Origin of the sequence: Pseudomonas resinovorans NBRC 106553 (assembly GCF_000412695.1) — a bacterium.
GTDB classification, from domain to species: Bacteria; Pseudomonadota; Gammaproteobacteria; order Pseudomonadales; family Pseudomonadaceae; genus Metapseudomonas; species Metapseudomonas resinovorans_A.
This window is the reverse complement of record NC_021499.1, coordinates 2944324-2960434: the sequence shown is the minus strand read 5'-3', so window position 1 is coordinate 2960434 and position 16111 is coordinate 2944324. Positions and strand designations below refer to the sequence as shown.

11 protein-coding genes are annotated in these 16111 nt (G+C 65.9%); 4 read left to right on the top strand and 7 right to left on the bottom strand.

What is annotated here, in order from left to right; translation table 11 throughout:
* Positions 1–90 precede the first annotated feature (90 nt).
* The 4 genes from PCA10_RS13365 to PCA10_RS13350 form a co-directional block, all read right to left on the bottom strand.
* Complete coding sequence (locus PCA10_RS13365; RefSeq protein ID WP_016492624.1) at positions 91–597, bottom strand: DUF3015 domain-containing protein; 507 nt, start codon at positions 595–597, stop codon at positions 91–93.
* Positions 598–764: 167 nt separating this feature from the next.
* The gene (locus PCA10_RS13360; protein ID WP_041770255.1) at positions 765–3092 is read right to left on the bottom strand and encodes a tetratricopeptide repeat protein; all 2328 of its coding nucleotides are present in this window, start codon (positions 3090–3092) and stop codon (positions 765–767) included.
* Between the two features lie 203 nt (positions 3093–3295).
* On the bottom strand, positions 3296–5275 hold the full coding sequence (locus PCA10_RS13355) for an alkyl/aryl-sulfatase (RefSeq protein WP_016492622.1): 1980 nt from the start codon (positions 5273–5275) through the stop codon (positions 3296–3298).
* A 26-nt stretch (positions 5276–5301) separates the two neighbouring features.
* Positions 5302–6885 carry a GMC family oxidoreductase gene (locus tag PCA10_RS13350; RefSeq protein ID WP_016492621.1) on the bottom strand — a complete coding sequence of 528 codons (1584 nt, stop codon included), beginning with the start codon at positions 6883–6885 and terminating at the stop codon, positions 5302–5304.
* 95 nt (positions 6886–6980) lie between these two features.
* Here PCA10_RS13350 and PCA10_RS13345 point away from each other — a divergent pair, with 95 nt between their 5' ends.
* Positions 6981–8021: an AraC family transcriptional regulator gene (locus PCA10_RS13345; protein ID WP_041770715.1), complete on the top strand. Its 1041-nt coding sequence runs from the start codon at positions 6981–6983 to the stop codon at positions 8019–8021.
* Here PCA10_RS13345 and aspT read toward each other — a convergent pair.
* Both aspT and PCA10_RS13335 read right to left on the bottom strand, forming a co-directional pair.
* Complete coding sequence (gene aspT / locus PCA10_RS13340; RefSeq protein ID WP_016492619.1) at positions 8002–9687, bottom strand: aspartate-alanine antiporter; 1686 nt, start codon at positions 9685–9687, stop codon at positions 8002–8004. The genes PCA10_RS13345 and aspT overlap by 20 nt on opposite strands.
* A complete protein-coding gene (locus tag PCA10_RS13335; protein WP_016492618.1) occupies positions 9684–11321 on the bottom strand; it encodes a mechanosensitive ion channel family protein in 1638 nt (545 codons plus the stop codon). The genes aspT and PCA10_RS13335 overlap by 4 nt, the downstream gene beginning before the upstream one ends.
* Positions 11322–11542: 221 nt before the next feature.
* On the opposite strand from PCA10_RS13335, the gene PCA10_RS13330 reads away from it, so the two are divergent.
* Complete coding sequence (locus PCA10_RS13330) at positions 11543–12535, top strand: zinc-binding dehydrogenase (protein ID WP_016492617.1); 993 nt, start codon at positions 11543–11545, stop codon at positions 12533–12535.
* Positions 12536–12589: 54 nt separating this feature from the next.
* On the opposite strand, the gene PCA10_RS13325 is transcribed toward PCA10_RS13330, so the two are convergent.
* Positions 12590–13264 carry a nitroreductase gene (locus PCA10_RS13325; RefSeq protein WP_016492616.1) on the bottom strand — a complete coding sequence of 225 codons (675 nt, stop codon included), beginning with the start codon at positions 13262–13264 and terminating at the stop codon, positions 12590–12592.
* Positions 13265–14117: 853 nt separating this feature from the next.
* Here PCA10_RS13325 and PCA10_RS13320 point away from each other — a divergent pair.
* Entirely contained in the window at positions 14118–15374 is a 1257-nt protein-coding gene (locus PCA10_RS13320) for an OprD family porin (RefSeq protein WP_016492615.1), read from the top strand.
* 134 nt (positions 15375–15508) lie between these two features.
* Positions 15509–16072: a GNAT family N-acetyltransferase gene (locus tag PCA10_RS13315; protein ID WP_016492614.1), complete on the top strand. Its 564-nt coding sequence runs from the start codon at positions 15509–15511 to the stop codon at positions 16070–16072.
* Positions 16073–16111: the final 39 nt, after the last annotated feature.

The following is a 16111-nucleotide window of genomic DNA, read 5'->3' as shown; positions in this document are numbered from 1 at the left end:
CCCCCGCCCCCTCCGGTTTGCGTGGGGATAAGGCTGGCCGGCGGCGCAAAAGAAAATGCCCTCCGAAGAGGGCATTCTTTATATGGTGACTCAGCTCGGCAGCTTGGAGTAACGCGCCAGTTGCTGGTCGCGGCTCATCACGTCGAGGGTCGCGGCCAGCACTTGCTCGCCGGTCGCGTCCGGGCTGGAGAAGATGGTGGCGAAGTTGGCCTGGGTGACCTGGGCGAAGTGGGCACGGTCGCCCTCCTCGATCCCCAGCAGCACCGCGTAGGCGTCCAGCGCTTCGCCCTGGCCCTGGGCCATGTCTTCGGCGATGTTGTCGAGCATGCCGTTCATCGCCAGCAGCGAGCGACCGCCGTAGCCCAGGCGCACGCTGGAGTCGCAACCGTTGGTGCCCGAGGTCAGGCCGAAGGTGGCGTTGCCCGAGGTGCCGTTGGTGGTGGTGGCCAGCAGGTGCGGGACCAGGCCGCGCTGGCCTTCGAACACCATGTTGCCCCAACCGCAGCCGCCGCCACCGGCCTGGCCCGCCTGGGCCATTACCCCGGCGGTGCTGAGCAGCCCGAAGATCACGGCTTTGCCTATAAGTTTCTTGGTCATGTCCTTTGTTCCTTGGTCGTGGGTCGTTAGTCGTTGTAGACGCGCGACGGCTCGTTCGGCTTCCTCAGGTGAACGACACGCGAACTGCTTGAATATTTAGGCGACGAAGTCGCGATTTACAAATCCACCGGGGCGGAACAACCCGCAAGTTGTCCGCCACTGGGACCTCACTGCCTCCAGTAAGGTTCGATGGCCTGCAGACGGGGGTCCTCCGGGGCCGCCAGGCGCATGCGCTTGACGTACTCGAAGGCCTGTTCGCGTTCTCCCGCCACGGCGTGCAGGTAGATCAGCGAATACAACAGGTCCGGGTCGTCGGGGGACTGCTCAAGGCCACTGCGCAATGCCGCCAGCGCTTCGTCGCGGCGGTTCAGGCGCGACAGCAGCAGGCCCTGGTTGTAGCGGATGCGCGAATGACCGGGCAGCGCGACGGCGGCCTTCTCCATCCAGGTCAGCGCTTCCTCCGCCCGTCCCCGTTCCACCAGCAGCAGGGCCAGCATGTAGGCCAGGTTGCCGTGGTCGGTCACCGGCATCTTCTCCAGGGCCAGGCCCTCGCGCAGCAGCTGTTCCGCCTCGTCCAGGCGCTGGGAGGCGCTGGCGAGGGTGACCAGGTTGACCCGCGCGGGCGAGAAGTACGGGTCGAGCTTCAGCGCCTGGCGATACTCGTCCATGGCCTCCCCATCACGTCCCTGGCGCGACAGCAGCACGGCCAGGTTGAGGCGTCCGCCGGGCAGGTCGGCATTGCCACGCAGCCGCTGCTCGTAATCCGCCAGCAGTGCCTGGAAGGCTTCGCGACGCTCGGCCGGCAACTGCTCCGGCGGCACATCGGCGAGGGCGCGTACGGTCTCGTCGCGCACCGCCAGGGATGGGTCATCCAGCAGCGCCAACAGGGGTTTCAGGCGCTCGGCCGAGGGCATGTTGGCGAACCCCGGAATGGCGTAGGCCCGTACCAGGGCGCTGTCATCCTTGAGCGCCCACTGCAGGTTGGACATGGCCGGCGGGCCGAGATCGACCAGTTGCTCGGCGGCGGTGGCACGGACGATGGCCGGCTTGCCCTTGTCCGCCAGCACTTCGCCCAGCAGGCTCAGGGATATGCCCTGGCCGTTGCGCACCGCATGGAAGTTCTCGCCATAGTGCGGCGGGCGTTGCGGTTTGCCGAACCAGCCCTCGATGGCCGCGGCCGCCCACGCCGGTTGCTTATCCTGGTGGCAGCTGGTGCAGGCGTCCGGGCTACCGGTCTTGTCCGCCAGGTCCGGGCGGGGAATGCGCAGGCTGTGGTCACGGCGCGGGTCCACCACCATGTAGGTCTTGGTCGGCATATGGCAGTTCACGCACTGGGCACCGGGGGTGCCCGGCTCGTGGTGGTGGTGCGCCTTGCTGTCGTAGTCCTTGGCCTGGAGGCTGGGGAAACGCGACTTGGGCGGGTTGGCGTTGTGGCATTGCAGGCAGAGGCCGTTGCCCTCGATCCGCACCTTGGTGGTGTGGGGGTCGTGGCAGTCGGTGCAGGCCACCCCGGCGGCGTACATCTTGCTCTGGGTGAAGGAGCCGTATTCGTAGACTTCGCCATCGATCTGCCCATCGGCGTGATAGAAGCCGGTGCGCAAGGTGGCCGGCAGGCTCTGGTCGAGCTGCGGATGCCCCGGCATCTGCCCCGTGCCCAGGGACTGGCGACGGCTATGGCAGAAGGCGCATTGCTCCACCAGCCCCTTGCTGCCGAGGGCCTTGAAGTCCACCGTCAGGCCCAGCTCCTTGGCCGAGGCGTAGGTGGCGTTGGTCGATTTGTTCTGCTTGGCCCAGTCCACATGGGCCTGGCCCGGGCCGTGACAGCCCTGGCAACCGACGGTCTGCTCGTGCCAGGTACTGGCAAAACTGTCCTGCTTGTCGTCGTAGTTTTTCATCAGGCGCGTCGAGTGGCAGTCGGCGCACATGGCGTTCCAGTTCTGGTAGCGCCCGGTCCAGTGCAGTGGGTCGTTGGGTGCGAAGCGCTGGCCGGGGTAGAGGGAGAACCAGCGTTGCCCGCCCTCCTCCTGCTTGCGGCTGTCCCAGGCGATGGTCAGGGCTTGCAGCCGGCCGCGAGGCAGCGCCACCAGGTACTGTTGCAGCGGGTAGAAACCAAAGGTGTAGAGAATGCGGAAATCCGTGGGCTTGCCGTCTTCGCCCTCGGTGTTGACGTAGAAATCGTCGCCCTGGCGGAAGAACCGCGCCGTGACGCCGGCTTCGTCGAAGCGGGCATCGGCGAAGTTGCCCAGGACGTTTCCGCCACTGGCCTCGCGCATGGCCCAGCCGTGGTCGGAATCCTTCCATTGGCCAGCCTGGGTGGCGTGGCAGCCGAGGCAACTGGCGGCGTCGGCATAACCTTCCGACGCGTTGGCCAGCGCTGGCGGCTTGCCCTGCACCGGTTCATCCGCCCAGCTCGCCGGCGTGACCAGCAAGCCCAGTACCACTGCACAGGACTGCAACACCGCCCGCAGTCGCGCCCCCGTCTTTCGACACCCCATTCCTTGCTCCACGGTCTAACGGCTCGCCCTTGATCAGGCTTTTCTTGGTCAGGCTCCCTGGCCTGTGGGATGGAGGCTAGTGCAAGTTTCCAATTCGGGTCTACCCGGCAAGTCGGATTTTCTGCGGATCATGCAGGCGTCCGCGAAACAGGGACGGCAGCCGCGCCTGTTTCGCGGGCCGCCCTGCCTTCATCGCATCAGGCTCAAGGCGTGACGATATCGAACCAGAAGTCGAACTTGTCCAGCAGGCCCATGAACTCGCCGAAGGCCGGCTGGCGACCGTCGAACTTCAGCTCGCCGGACGCCACCTTCTGCTCCAGGGTCGCCTTGCCCAACTGGATGTCGGTCAGGGTGTCCTTGCGCAGGGTCAGGCCCACGTCGGCCTGGTCACTGGCCTTGGGCGCATAGGTGAGCACGGCGTTCTCCACGGTCACGGCGTATTGCTTGCCGAGGTCGGTGAAGTTGAAGTTGAGCACCAGCTTCTTGCCCGCCGCGCGTTCGCCATTGAGGCGCACGGCCAGGTAGTCGAAGAGCATTTCCGGGGTCATGGCGCGGACGATGTCGGGGCTGGCGGTGGCCAAGCCACCGGCCTTGGGTACGCCGTTACGCAGCTCGAAGGCGCCTTGCAGGTACACCGAACGCCAGGGGCCGGATTCGGCCTGGTAGCCCATTTGCTCGAAGGCGTCGGCCATCAGGTTCTTGGCATCAACGTTGCCCGGCTCGGCGAACACCACCTGCTTGGCCGCCTCGGCCACCCAGCGGTACTCACCCTTGGCGAAGTCGGCGCGGGCCTTCTTCAGCACCTCGGCGGAACCCCCCATGTACTCGACATACTTCTTCGCCGCCGGCTCCGGCGGCAACTTGTCGAGGTTGGCCGGGTTGCCGTCGTACCAGCCCATGTAGCGTTGATAGACCGCCTTGGCGTTGTGCTTGAGGGTGCCGTAGTAGCCCCGGGTCGGCCAGTTGCGCTCCAGTTCTGGCGGCAGCTTGATGGCCTCGGCGATTTCCTCGCCGGTCAGGCCCTGGTTCATCATCCGCACCGACTGGTCATGGATGAACTTGTAGACCGCACGCTGCTTGGTCAGGTAGTCGGCGATCCGCGCTTCGCCCCAGACCGGCCAGTGGTGGCTCTGGAACTTGACGTCGCTGCGGGCGCCATAGCGGTCCATGGCTTCGCCGATGAACTTGGCCCAGCCGAGCGCGTCGCGCACCTGGGCGCCGCGCAGGGTGTAGAGGTTGTGCAGCGTGTTGACGGTGTTCTCGGCCATCCACAGCGCCTTGAACTGCGGCAGGTAGGTGTTCATTTCCGACGGCGCCTCGGTGCCCGGCGTCATCTGGAACTCCAGCTTCACCCCGTCTACGGTCAGCTCCTGGCCGGTGCGGTCGATCAGGTCGGTGGGCTCGATCAGGCCAATGCTCCCCTGGGAGATGGTCTGGCCGAGGCCCGCGTTGACGCTGCCCTCGGCACTGCGCGGAAGCATGGCGCCGTACATGTACACGGCGCGGCGGGACATGGCGTTGCCTGCGATGACGTTCTCGCTGATGGCGTGTTCGCTGAAGCCGGCCGGCGCGATGATGCGTACCTTGCCGGACTTCACGTCGGCCTCGTCGAGGATGCCGCGCACTCCGCCGAAGTGGTCGGCGTGGGAGTGGCTGTAGAGCACCGCCACCACCGGCTTCTTGCCAAGGTGCTGGTTGACCAGGTCCATGGCCGCGCGGGCGGTTTCCTCGGACAGGAGCGGGTCGAAGACGATCCAGCCGGTGTCGCCCTGGATGAAGGTGATGTTCGACACGTCATAGCCGCGCACCTGGTAGATGCGGTCGGTGACCTTGTACAGGCCGTACTGCACGTTCAGCTGGGCGTTGCGCCAGAGGCTGGGGTTGACCGTGTCCGGCGCGGGTTTGTCGTCCGCGATGAAGCGCTTGTAGCTCTCCAGGTCCCAGACCACCTTGCCGTTGGCATCCTTGATGGTGAGGGTGTCGGGCCGGGCGATGAAGCCGCGCTCGGCGTCGGCGAAGTCCTGGCGGTCGGCGAAGGGCAGCTTGCCCAGCACGGCCTGGTTGGCGGCGCGGGTCACGTCGGTGGCCGGGTTGGCGGGAACCGGCGCGGCCTGGGCGACCGCGCTGGCCAGCAAGGCCAGGCTGAGGCCGGCGGCGATGAGACGTTCAAGGCAGTGATGCATGGGATGCTTCCTCGTTGTTGTTGTTATCAGGCGCGGGCGATCCACTCGGCCGCGCGCTCGGCGATCATGATGGTGGGGGCGTTGGTGTTGCCGCCCACCAGGGTCGGCATGATCGAGGCGTCCACGACCCGCAGGCCCTGGATTCCGTGCACGCGCAGCTGGCCGTCCACCACCGCATGCTCGTCGTTGCCCATGCGGCAGGTGCCCACCGGGTGGTAGATGGAATCGGTGCGCTTGCGCAGCAGCTCGATCAGTTGCTCGTCGCTGGCGAGGCCCTGGCTGAACTTGTCCTTGAGGCCGAAACGCGCCATGGGCGCCTGGGCGATGATCTCGCGGGCCATGCGATAGCCCTTGAGCAGGGTCTGTACGTCGTCGTCGTGGCCGAGGAAGTTCGGGTCGATGCGCGGCGGCGCGCTGGGGTCGGCCGACTGCAGGCCGACGCTGCCGATGCTTTTCGGCCGCAGCACGCAGACATGGCAGCTGAAGCCATGGCCCCAGTGCAGCTTGCGGTTGTGGTCATCCAGCAGGCTGACCACCGAGTGCAGCTGGATATCCGGGCGTACCAGCTCGTCGCGGGTCTTGAGGAAGGCGCCGGCCTCGGCGAAGTTGCTCGCCAGCGGGCCGCGCCTGCGCGCCAGGTACTGGGCGAGCGCCGAGCCCATCTTCAGGCTGCCGCCGACGGAATAGCCCATCAGCGAGTTATCGGTGCTCTGGTAGCCGAGCACCACGTCCGGGTGGTCCTGCAGGTTCTGCCCCACGCCCGGCAGCTCGTGCTGCACGGCGATGCCCTGGGGCTTGAGCTCGGACTCCGGGCCGATGCCGGAAAGCATCAGCAGCTGCGGGCTGCCGAAGGCGCCGGCACTGAGCACTACCTCGCGGCGGGCCTTCAGGGTCAGCGAGCGGCCCTTGATCCGGACCTGCACGCCGGTGGCCTGCTTGCCCTGCAGCACGATGCGCTCGGCATGGGCGTCGGTGAGCACGCTGAGGTTCCTGCGGCTGTCGCGGATGGGCGTGAGGAAGGCCGTGGCGGTACTCCAGCGGCGGCCCTCGCGGATGGTCACGTCGTACTGGCCGACGCCTTCCTGCTCGACGCCATTGAAGTCCGAGTTATGGCGATGGCCGGCCTGCTGCCCGGCCTCGATGAAGGCCCGGGTGGCGGCGTGGGCTTCCACCTGGCCGACATAGAGCTCGCCCTCGCCACCATGGAAGTGGCTGGCGCCGCGAAAATGCGCCTGGCTCTTGCGGAAGTACGGCAGCACCTCGTCGAAGGACCAGCCGGCATTGCCCAGGGCAGACCATTCGTCGTAGTCACCCTGGTGGCCACGGATGTAGATCATGCCGTTGATCGAGCTGCTGCCGCCGAGCACCTTGCCTCGGGGCTGGTAGCCGCGACGATTGCCCAGGCCCGGTTGCGGCACGGTATCGAAGGCCCAGTTGACATGGCGGGTCGGCAGGATCGCGGCGATGCCGGCCGGAGCATGGATCAGCGGCGACCAGTCACGGGGGCCCGCTTCGAGCAGGCACACGGAAACGCTCGGGTCGGCGCTCAAGCGGTTGGCCAGCACGCAGCCGGCCGAGCCGGCACCGACGATGATGTAATCGAATTCCATGGGTCGCTCCGAAGTGGGGAGTAGCCCTGGGATTCTTCGTCGGACAGGCATGGCAAGGATTGATCTTTGCTGACAGATAATTGATCTTTGCCGACATGGAACCCTTGATCAGAACCACCTCGTTCGGCGGCTTTCGCGAACTGGTCAGCCAGCTCGGGCACGACCCCACCCTCCTCCTCTCGCGCTTTCGCGTGCGTCCGGAACTGCTCGACGACGAAGACGCGCGGGTACCGCTGCGCTCGCTGGTGGGCGTGATGGAGCAGGCGGCCGATGAGCTCGGCGCCGCCGATTTCGGCCTGCGCATGGCCGACTACCAGAACCTCGCCGTACTGGGCCCGATTGCGCTGATGGCGCGCAACGCACTGACGGTGGGCCACGCGTTGACGGAAATCGTCCGCTTCATCGGCTACCACAGCTCCGGCGTGCTGCTGGACCTGGACCGCAGCGACCCGGAGTCACCGCGCCTGGTGATCGAGATCAAGGTGCCCGGCCCGCGCCGGCAAATGGTGGAGCTGGCGCTCGGCGTAGCCCACAACACCATGAAGCTCCTGTGCGGGCCGACCTTCAGCGCCAAGGCCCTGCTGCTGGCTGGCGGCAGCCCCTTGCCGCTGGCGCGCTACCGGCGCTATTTCGGCTGCGAGACCTACACCAACCAGGCCTGCAACGCCCTGGTGATCAGCGAACGCCAGCTGGCCCAGCGCATCGAGCAGCACGACCCGGCCCTGCACCGCGTGCTGGTGCAGTACCTCAGCCAGGCACAGCAACTGGCTCCCACCGACCCGCTGGACCGGGTACGGCGCCTGGTCTTGCGCCTGCTGCCCACCCAGCAATGCCGCCTGCCCCTGGTGGCCGAACAGCTCGGCCTGCACGAACGTACGCTGCAGCGGCAACTGGCTGAACTCGACTGCCGCTTCGAGGAACTGTTGGAAGAGATTCGCCAGGAACGCGCCGATTTCTACCTGGTGGAGCGGGACATTCCCCTGTCGCAGATCGCCGGCATGCTCGGCTACAGCGAACAGAGCGTGTTCAACCGCGCCTGTCGGCGCTGGTTCGACATGACGCCCGGCGCCCGCCGGCGGCAGTTGCTGGAACAGCGCCGCCCGGCCGATCAGCCGATCAGGCCGCCACGAAGATGATGATGGGCCCGCAGACCGCCAGCAGCACGTTGGAGATGGCGTAGCAGACGGTGAAGCCGATCACCGGGGTGTTGCTGCCGGACAGCTCGATGATCTTGTTCATCGACGCCGCCTCGGTCTGGGCGCCGGCCAGGGCACCGAACAGGATCATCGGATGCAGGCGCAGCACATAGCGGCCGAAATACAGCGCCACCAGCGGCGGCAGCAAGGTCACAACCACCCCCGCGAACAGCAGCGCCACCCCCTGGTCCTGCATGGCGGTGATCGCCGCCGGCCCCGCCAGCAGCCCGACCACGGCGCCGAAGGCGGTCAGGCCGAACTCGGAAAAGGCCCACTGAGCCGCTGGCGGTAATGCACCCCGCTCCGGATGCCGGGAGTTGAGCCAGCCGATCACCAGGGCCGCCACCAGCACGCCGCCTCCCGCGCCCAGTTCCACCGGGATCATGCCGATATGGGTCGACAGCATGCCCAGCAGCGAGCCCAGCACCATGCCCAGGGTGTGCACGGCGATGTCGCTCTTGTAGCTCTTCTCGCGGATCCGCCCCAGTTGCGCCGCCAGTGCCTCGACGCTGGAGGTGCGCCCGGTCAGGGAAATCACGTCGCCACGGCGCAGCACGGTATTGGGCAGCTGCGGCAGGTCCAGCCCCTGGCGGGTAATGCCTTCCACAAAGCAGCCCATGCGTTCGCTGCCCACCAGGCGCGACTTGATCTCGTGGAGGGTCTTGCCGGCGAACTCCGCCGAGGTCAGGACGATGTCCGCCGAGTGCGTGGGGAAGGACAGGGACTCGGGGTGGTCGATTTCCGGCCCCACCCACTCATCCAGCGCACCCACCGCTTCACGCAGGGCGTAGACCCCGAGGATGTCTCCCGCTGCCAGCACAAGGTTCGGATCGCGCTCGAACACCTGGCCATTGCGCACCACCCGTTCCACGCTCAAGGCCGTATGCGCCCCCTCGACATCGGCGATGGTCTTGCCGATTGCGGATCCGGCCTCCAGCTGGTGGGCGCGCACCACGATGCGGGTGTAGGGAATGCTGATGGCTTCTTCTCCGCTGGCGATCCCCAGTTCCAGCTCCAGTTCCCGGGCCGAGGCGCGCAGGTCCACCCCGAGCAGTTTGGGCGCGATGCTGCCGACGAAGACGATCAGGCCGATGGTGCCGAACAGGTAGGTGATGGCGTAGGCGATGGCCATGTGGCTGTTGAGCTGGGCCCGCGCCGCGCTGTCCAGGGGCAGGTGATTGATGGCGCTGCTGGCGGTGCCCATGATCGCCGTGTCGGTCAGCGCGCCGGCGCCGAGGCCCGCGGTGAAGCCGGCATCGAAGTGGAAAATCGCATTCATCAGCAGGATGGTGCCCAGCGCCACGGCGCAGAGCACCACGGAGAACAGCACCAGCTTGAGCGTGCCCCGGTTCAGGCTGCCGAAGAACTCGGGGCCGCTCTTGAAGCCGACGGCATAGATGAACATGACGAAGAACACCGATTTCAGCACCGGAGGTACTTCGATGCCGATCTGGCCGATGATCAGCCCCATCAGCAGCGCCCCGGCCACCGAGCCCAGGTGGAAGCTGCCGATCTGGACCCGGCCGATCAGCACACCCAGGGAGATGGCCAGGAACACGGCGATCTCGGGGTTGGAACGCAACGCGTCGAATGCGAGATCGATCATCGCCCTGGACCCTCGCTCCCTTCATCCCGGGCCGGCGCCGCGAACCACCTGTCCCTGGGTACCGATTTTTCCTGCGCCGGGTCGCCCAGGTAGTGCGGCGACATGATCTGCACGCCGTACTCGTTGAACACGTCCTGGATATTGGCGTGCAGCATGCTCAGCAACTCGGCGCGCGGCCTCGGCTCGCTGGGCACGGCCTGGGCCACCAGGCGGTACTCGGGATAGAAGTCCGAGAGCGCGGTCTGGAACACCTGGGGCACCGGCTTCTGCAGGATGCCGGGGGTGCGCCTGGCGGCCTCCTTCAGCATGGCCTCGACCTGCCGCCAGGGCGTGTCGTAGCCGATGGTGACCACCGTATCCACCACATAGCCGACACCCTGGACCACACGGGAGTAGTTCTTGGTGACCGAGCCCGTGATCATCGAGTTGGGGATGGTCAGCACCTCGCCAAGGCCCGTGCGGATGGTGGTGGTGAACATGCCCAGTTCGGTGACCGTGCCCTCGTGCTCGCCCACCCGGACGAACTCGCCGGGCCGCAGCGTGCGGGTATAGGTGAGGATCAGGCCGGCCGCGGCCTGCCCGACCACACTGGACGCGCCCAGGGAGATCATCAGGCCGATCAGCACCGACAGCCCCTTGAAGGCCTCGGTCTCCGCGCCGGGCAGGTAGGGATAAGCCATGGCGAAGGCGAACAGCCAGATGGCCAGTGACGTCAACCGCGTGGTGGGTTGCAGGGTTTCGTGATTGAGCCAGCTGATGGTGCCGGGTGCCGCCATGCGTTGCAGCAGGCGCCGGATGAAACCGCTGACACCACGGGCGATGAAGAAGATCGCCAGGGCGATGACCAGCCCCGGTATCGCGCCGACTATGGCATCGAGCAGGTAGGTGACCAGTTGCACCAGGTAGCGATTGAGGCTCTCGCCCCAGGGCCGGGTATACGGGAAGCGCTCGAGGACGAAGCTCAGCCATTCATAGGTCAGCAGAAGCGCCAGGGCCCAGCTGACCAGCGCCAGCAGGCGCTTGAAGACGGTGAACAGGTTGCTGGTGTCCAGCAGCTGCGTCTCGCCGATCCGCAGGGCGCGGGAGTGGCGCCGCATCGCCTTGGGCAACAGTCCCAACAGCTTGCGGCGTGTATGGAAAACCAGCCGCAGGAGCAACACATAGAGCAGCGTCGCGGCGGCGGAGAACCCGGTTGCGGTCAGCAGGAAGCGGAAACTGCGGGCCTCGCGGGTCTCCTCCACCACCCGGCGCAGGTTCTTCGCGGCGGCTTCGGCGGCCTGCTGGACGTCACTGTCCCCCGGCCCGAGGTCCTGTGGCGAGAGGATGAAGGCGCGCCGGTCCCCCAGCAGGACCAGGTAGCTGTTCTGGATGGTGTCGAGCCTGACTTCCTTCTCCTCGGTGCCCTCCAGCACTTCGCGGATCACCGCCTCCGCCCGAGCGACCCGGGTTTCCGGCGTCTCGCCGAGCAGGGTGTCACGCAGCGTGACGATGCCCCGATTGGCGATCTTCAGTTCTACCGCCGGGGCCGGTGCGGCGGTTTCCGTCGCACCCTCCTGTGCCCAGGCCGGCCAGGACAGCGCCAGCCAGGCAAGACCCAGGCAGGCGCCGATCCACGAATATGTCCCCTTCCCCATGACTGAAGCTCCCCGCCCCGAAGATCCGATCCGTGCCAGCTATTGATAAGGGAGCCTAGCTCAATTGCCTTCGGTTGGCGGGCGGCTCCCGGCGAGAGAAAACGGCGCCGGGCACGCGGCTGATTCATGACCTCCCAGCAACTATCTTGTGCCACATCCGGCCTGTTTCCACGGGGCCCGGGTGGCGATACTGCACCGCCCAATTTCCCCGGAGGTCTCCCATGACCGCTGACTACGCCGCCTGGTGCTGGACACCCGGCCAAGGCCTGGCCGGACTGCGACTGGCACGCAAGGCCCTGGCGCAACCCGGCCCCGGCGAAGTGCTGGTGGCCAACCGCGCCATCGCCCTCAACCCGGTGGACTGGAAGATGATCGATTGGGGCCGCGCCGACTGGAACGCGGGCCAGGTGCCCGGCGTCGACGCCGCCGGCGAGATCGTCGCCACCGGCGCAGGAGTGACCCTCAGGCCCGGCACGCGCGTGGCCTACCACCAATCCCTGGCGCGGGATGGCAGCTTCGCCGAATACGCTCTTCTGGATGCCCGCGCCCTGCTGCGGGTGCCCGACGCCCTGGATGATGGCGTGGCTGCCTCCCTGCCCTGTCCCGGCCTCACCGCCTGGCAAGCGCTGGAGAAGGTTCCGGCGGCAGCTGGGCGTGACCTGCTGGTGGTGGGCACCGGTGGCGCGGTGGGCCTGTACCTGTTGCAGCTGGCGGTGCGACGCGGTTTCCGCGTCTGGGCCACGGCGGCGCCGGTCCATCACGACCTGCTCCTGGGACTGGGTGCGGTCGGCGTGTTCGACTATCGCGACGGGCAATGGGCGGAGGCCCTGCAAGCGCGCCTCGGTGAGCGCCGCCTGTACGCGTTGTTCGACACCGTCAGTGGCGCCCATGCCGCCCAGCTGGCCTCCCTGCTGGGCTACAACGGCCATCTGGTGTGCATCCAGGACCGCCAGGAACAGGCGCCGTTGCCGCCCTTCACCAGCGCCATTTCCCTCCACGAAGTCGCCCTCAACAGCGTTCACGCCTGTGCCGCGCCAGCGGACTGGCAGGCCCTGCGCGAAGCCGGCGAAGCCATGTTCCAGGCCCTGGCCGGTGGCGCGCTGCAACCGCCCAGGTTGCGCGAGTTCCACTTCGCCGCCTTGCCCGCCGCCCTCGCGGAACTGAAAAGCGGTGGCCAGGCCGGTAAGTGGATCGCCCGCCTGCCTGGCGCCTGATGCCCGCCGCGCCGGGCGCCTCCATGCCGACTCCGTGGTGTCGCCCCGCTCGACTCAGTCGAAGCCACGCAGCACGGCGAACTCCTCCACCGGCGCGCGTTCGGAGCGCAGGCCGTTGACCGGCGCGGAGCGGTCCGCGTAGCCCAGGGCCATGCCGCAATAGACCAGCTCGTTGTCCGGCAGCTGGAAGTGCTGGTGCAGGCTGTCCCGAACCATGGCCCAGGCTTCCTGCATGCAGGTGGCCAGGCCCTGCTCCTCGGCAACCAACGCCAGGGACTGCATGAACATGCCCAGGTGGGCCCACTGGCCATGGCCCATGGAACGGTCGATGACGAAGAACAGCCCCACCGGCGCGCCGAAGAGCTGGTAGTTGCGCGCCACCGCGCGCAATCGTGCAGCCTTGTCTTCGCGGGGAATGCCCATCAGCTCATAGAGGTCCTCGCCTATCCGGTAGCGGCGCGTGCGATAGGGTTCGGCCAGACCTTGCGGGTAGATCGGATGGTCGCCCGCCTCGCCCCCCGGATTGCGCGACAGGGCCTGCATGGCCAGGCGCTCCACGGCGAGCCGTTCGGCGCCGCTGACCACCACGACTTTCCACGGCTGCAGGTTGCCCCCAGAGGGTGACCAGCGCGCGGTTTCCAGCAGGTCCAGAACCTGTTGCGCGGTGACGGGTGAATCGCTGAAGGCACGGACGGAGATGCGTTTCTTCAGGAGTTCGGCTACGGACATGATCAGGCTTCCTGGCTGGTTTCAACGCTAATCGATGGTGGGGGCTCGCGAATCGCTCGCATCATGCAGGAGGAACGCAAGGCTGGCCAACTGGCCTCAATGGGGGGAGCGTGGGAAGCCGTCGGCGGTGGATGGCCGCTTGCCGTAACAACGGAGCAGTCATACGCCTATACCGCCCGTCAATTATCCGAAGTAACTTCCCAGTCATTCGAAACGATACTTGCTTCTCTTGGCGATTATCTGGTAATCGCGAAAACACTCAACTTTCCAGACCATGAAAGTTGATGAAAAAACACTCAGAAATATTGAATCGCATGACTATCCAGCGGACTCTTGTCAACCCCGGATGTTCGGCGATGTCATTTGATCCGCCCGATTATCGGTATCGTTCTAGACATGCACTCCAGAACCCGATCGACAGTATTCAGGATTACTGGAACACTCGCCCTTGAGCGGCTTCATCATCAAGAAGCGATCATGAATTGTTCAATTGCTTTTCTGCGGGCATAAAAAAGCCGCCTCCAGGGGAGGCGGCAAACAAACCAAAGGAGATGAATTGGAGCAATCTGTCAATCACCAATAAGGCGACCAACAGCCTGTGAATTCATCCCGACCAGCCTAACGCCTTGGGCTGCACATGGGTTATCAATATCATCGATACAGGGAATTAATAACCTTAGCTTGATCAATGACGATCAAGTGATAACTCTTGCGCGGCTGCTTCATTGCTGGACCCCCTTTGAAACATCAAACAATCAAATAGTCCGCAGGTGTCTGCAACAGCCGACACCTGGTCAGATTCGCAGCACCCTGCCTAAACAAAATCCAACAAGGCCAGATATCAGGAGCAACTATGAACAACCGCACTCGCATCGCGGCCGCCTGCGCGTTCCTTTCCGTGGGAACCCAGTACGCCATTGCCAGCGAGCAGTCCGAATCCAAGGGTTTCGTCGAGGACGCCAACGCGACCCTGCTGCTGCGCAACGCCTACTTCAACCGTGACTTCAAGGACGGCGCCAACGATGCCAAGACCTGGGGCCAGGGCTTCATCGGCACCTTCGAGTCGGGCTTCACCCAGGGCACCATCGGTTTCGGCGTGGACGCCTTCGGCCTGCTCGGGGTGAAACTGGACAGCGGCCGGGGCCGCAACTACGCCGCCTTCTTCGATACCGACAGCGAAGGCCGCCCGGTGGACGACCTGTCCCAGGCCGGTGCTGCGGTGAAGCTGCGGTTCTCCAACACCGTGATCAAGTACGGCAACCAGTTCCCGTCCCTGCCGGTGCTCGCCTATGACGACAGCCGCCTGCTGCCGCAGTCCTTCACCGGCACCCTGGTCACCAGCAAGGAGATCGAGGGCCTGGAACTGAACGCCGGTCGTTTCACCGGCGACAGCCCCATGGGCGACCCGGCCCGCGACCCCAACCGCCTCAAGAGCATCGACGTGCTCGGCGGCAGCTACGCCGTCAGCGACGATCTGAGCGTGTCGCTGTACCACTCCGACGTGGAGGACATGTTCGAGAAGTACTACGCCAACGTTAACTACAACATCCCCTTCAGCGACCTGCAGGCGCTGAACTTCGACTTCAACATCTACCGCACCAAGTACGACGACGGCTCCGTCGCCGCCCTGGCGATGGGTGGCGATGGCCAGGACGACCGCAACACCATCTGGAGCCTGGCGGCCAAGTACAGCGTGGGCGCCCACGCCTTCATCCTCGCCCACCAGCGCAACACCGGCGACGCCGGCTATGCCTACGACTTCGGCGACGGCGGCAGCACCATCTACGTGGCCAACTCCTACTACGCCGACTTCAACCTGAAGGACGAGCGTTCCTGGCAGGCGAGCTACGAGCTGGACTTCGCCACCTACGGCGTACCGGGTCTCTCCTACAAGTTCGCCTATGTGCGCGGCAGCAACATCTCCGTAGCCGGCGACGACAACGCCACCGAGCGCGAGATCTTCAACCAGTTCAAGTACGTGGTGCAGGAAGGCCCGGCCAAGGATCTGTCCTTCAAGCTGCGCAACTCGATCTACCGCGCCGACAACGATGTGGGCCCGGACCTCAATGAAGTCCGCGCCTTCATCGAGTACCCGCTGAGCATCCTCTGATCCTCAGGATCGCGCCGGTTCGCCGGCGCGATCGCCCCCGGCAACACAAGCCGCGCCTGCCTTGACCCCGATCAAATCCCCTGGAGCGCTTTGGCGCTGAAATAGCCACAGGATCTTCAGACGGAGTACGCAGCATGTCCCGGCTACAGAGTGCGCAACCCCTCACCGCCTCCCCCGCCGTTCCCGCCGATGACCACTGGATAGAGGCCCTGGACGATGGCAGCCACGTCCTGATCCGGCCGCTGCGCGCGGAAGATCGCGAGCGGGAACGGGAATTCATCAGGCGGCTGTCCCCCGAAACCCGCCACCTGCGGTTCCTCTGCGCGATCAAGGAGGCCAGCCCGGCGCTCCTCGACCAGTTGATGGACGTCGACTACCGCGACCGCATGGCCTTCGTCGCACTGGTACACCGGGATGGCGAGTTGATCGAAGTCGGCGTCAGCCGCTACGCCGCCACGGACGAGCCCGGCCATTGCGAATGCGCGGTGACCGTGGCCGATGACTGGCTCGGTCGTGGATTGGGTGTGGTGCTGATGCGCCACCTCATCGACTCCGCCCGCAACAACGGCTTCAAGCGCATCTACTCGGTGGACGCCGCCACCAACGCAGGCATGCAGCGCACCGCCCGCGCACTGGGATTCAACTGCCGGCGCGACCCCCATGACGCGACCCAGGTGATCCACAGCCTGGAGCTCTGATCCGCCGAGAAGAAAAGTCGTACTGGTCAAATCGGAAAA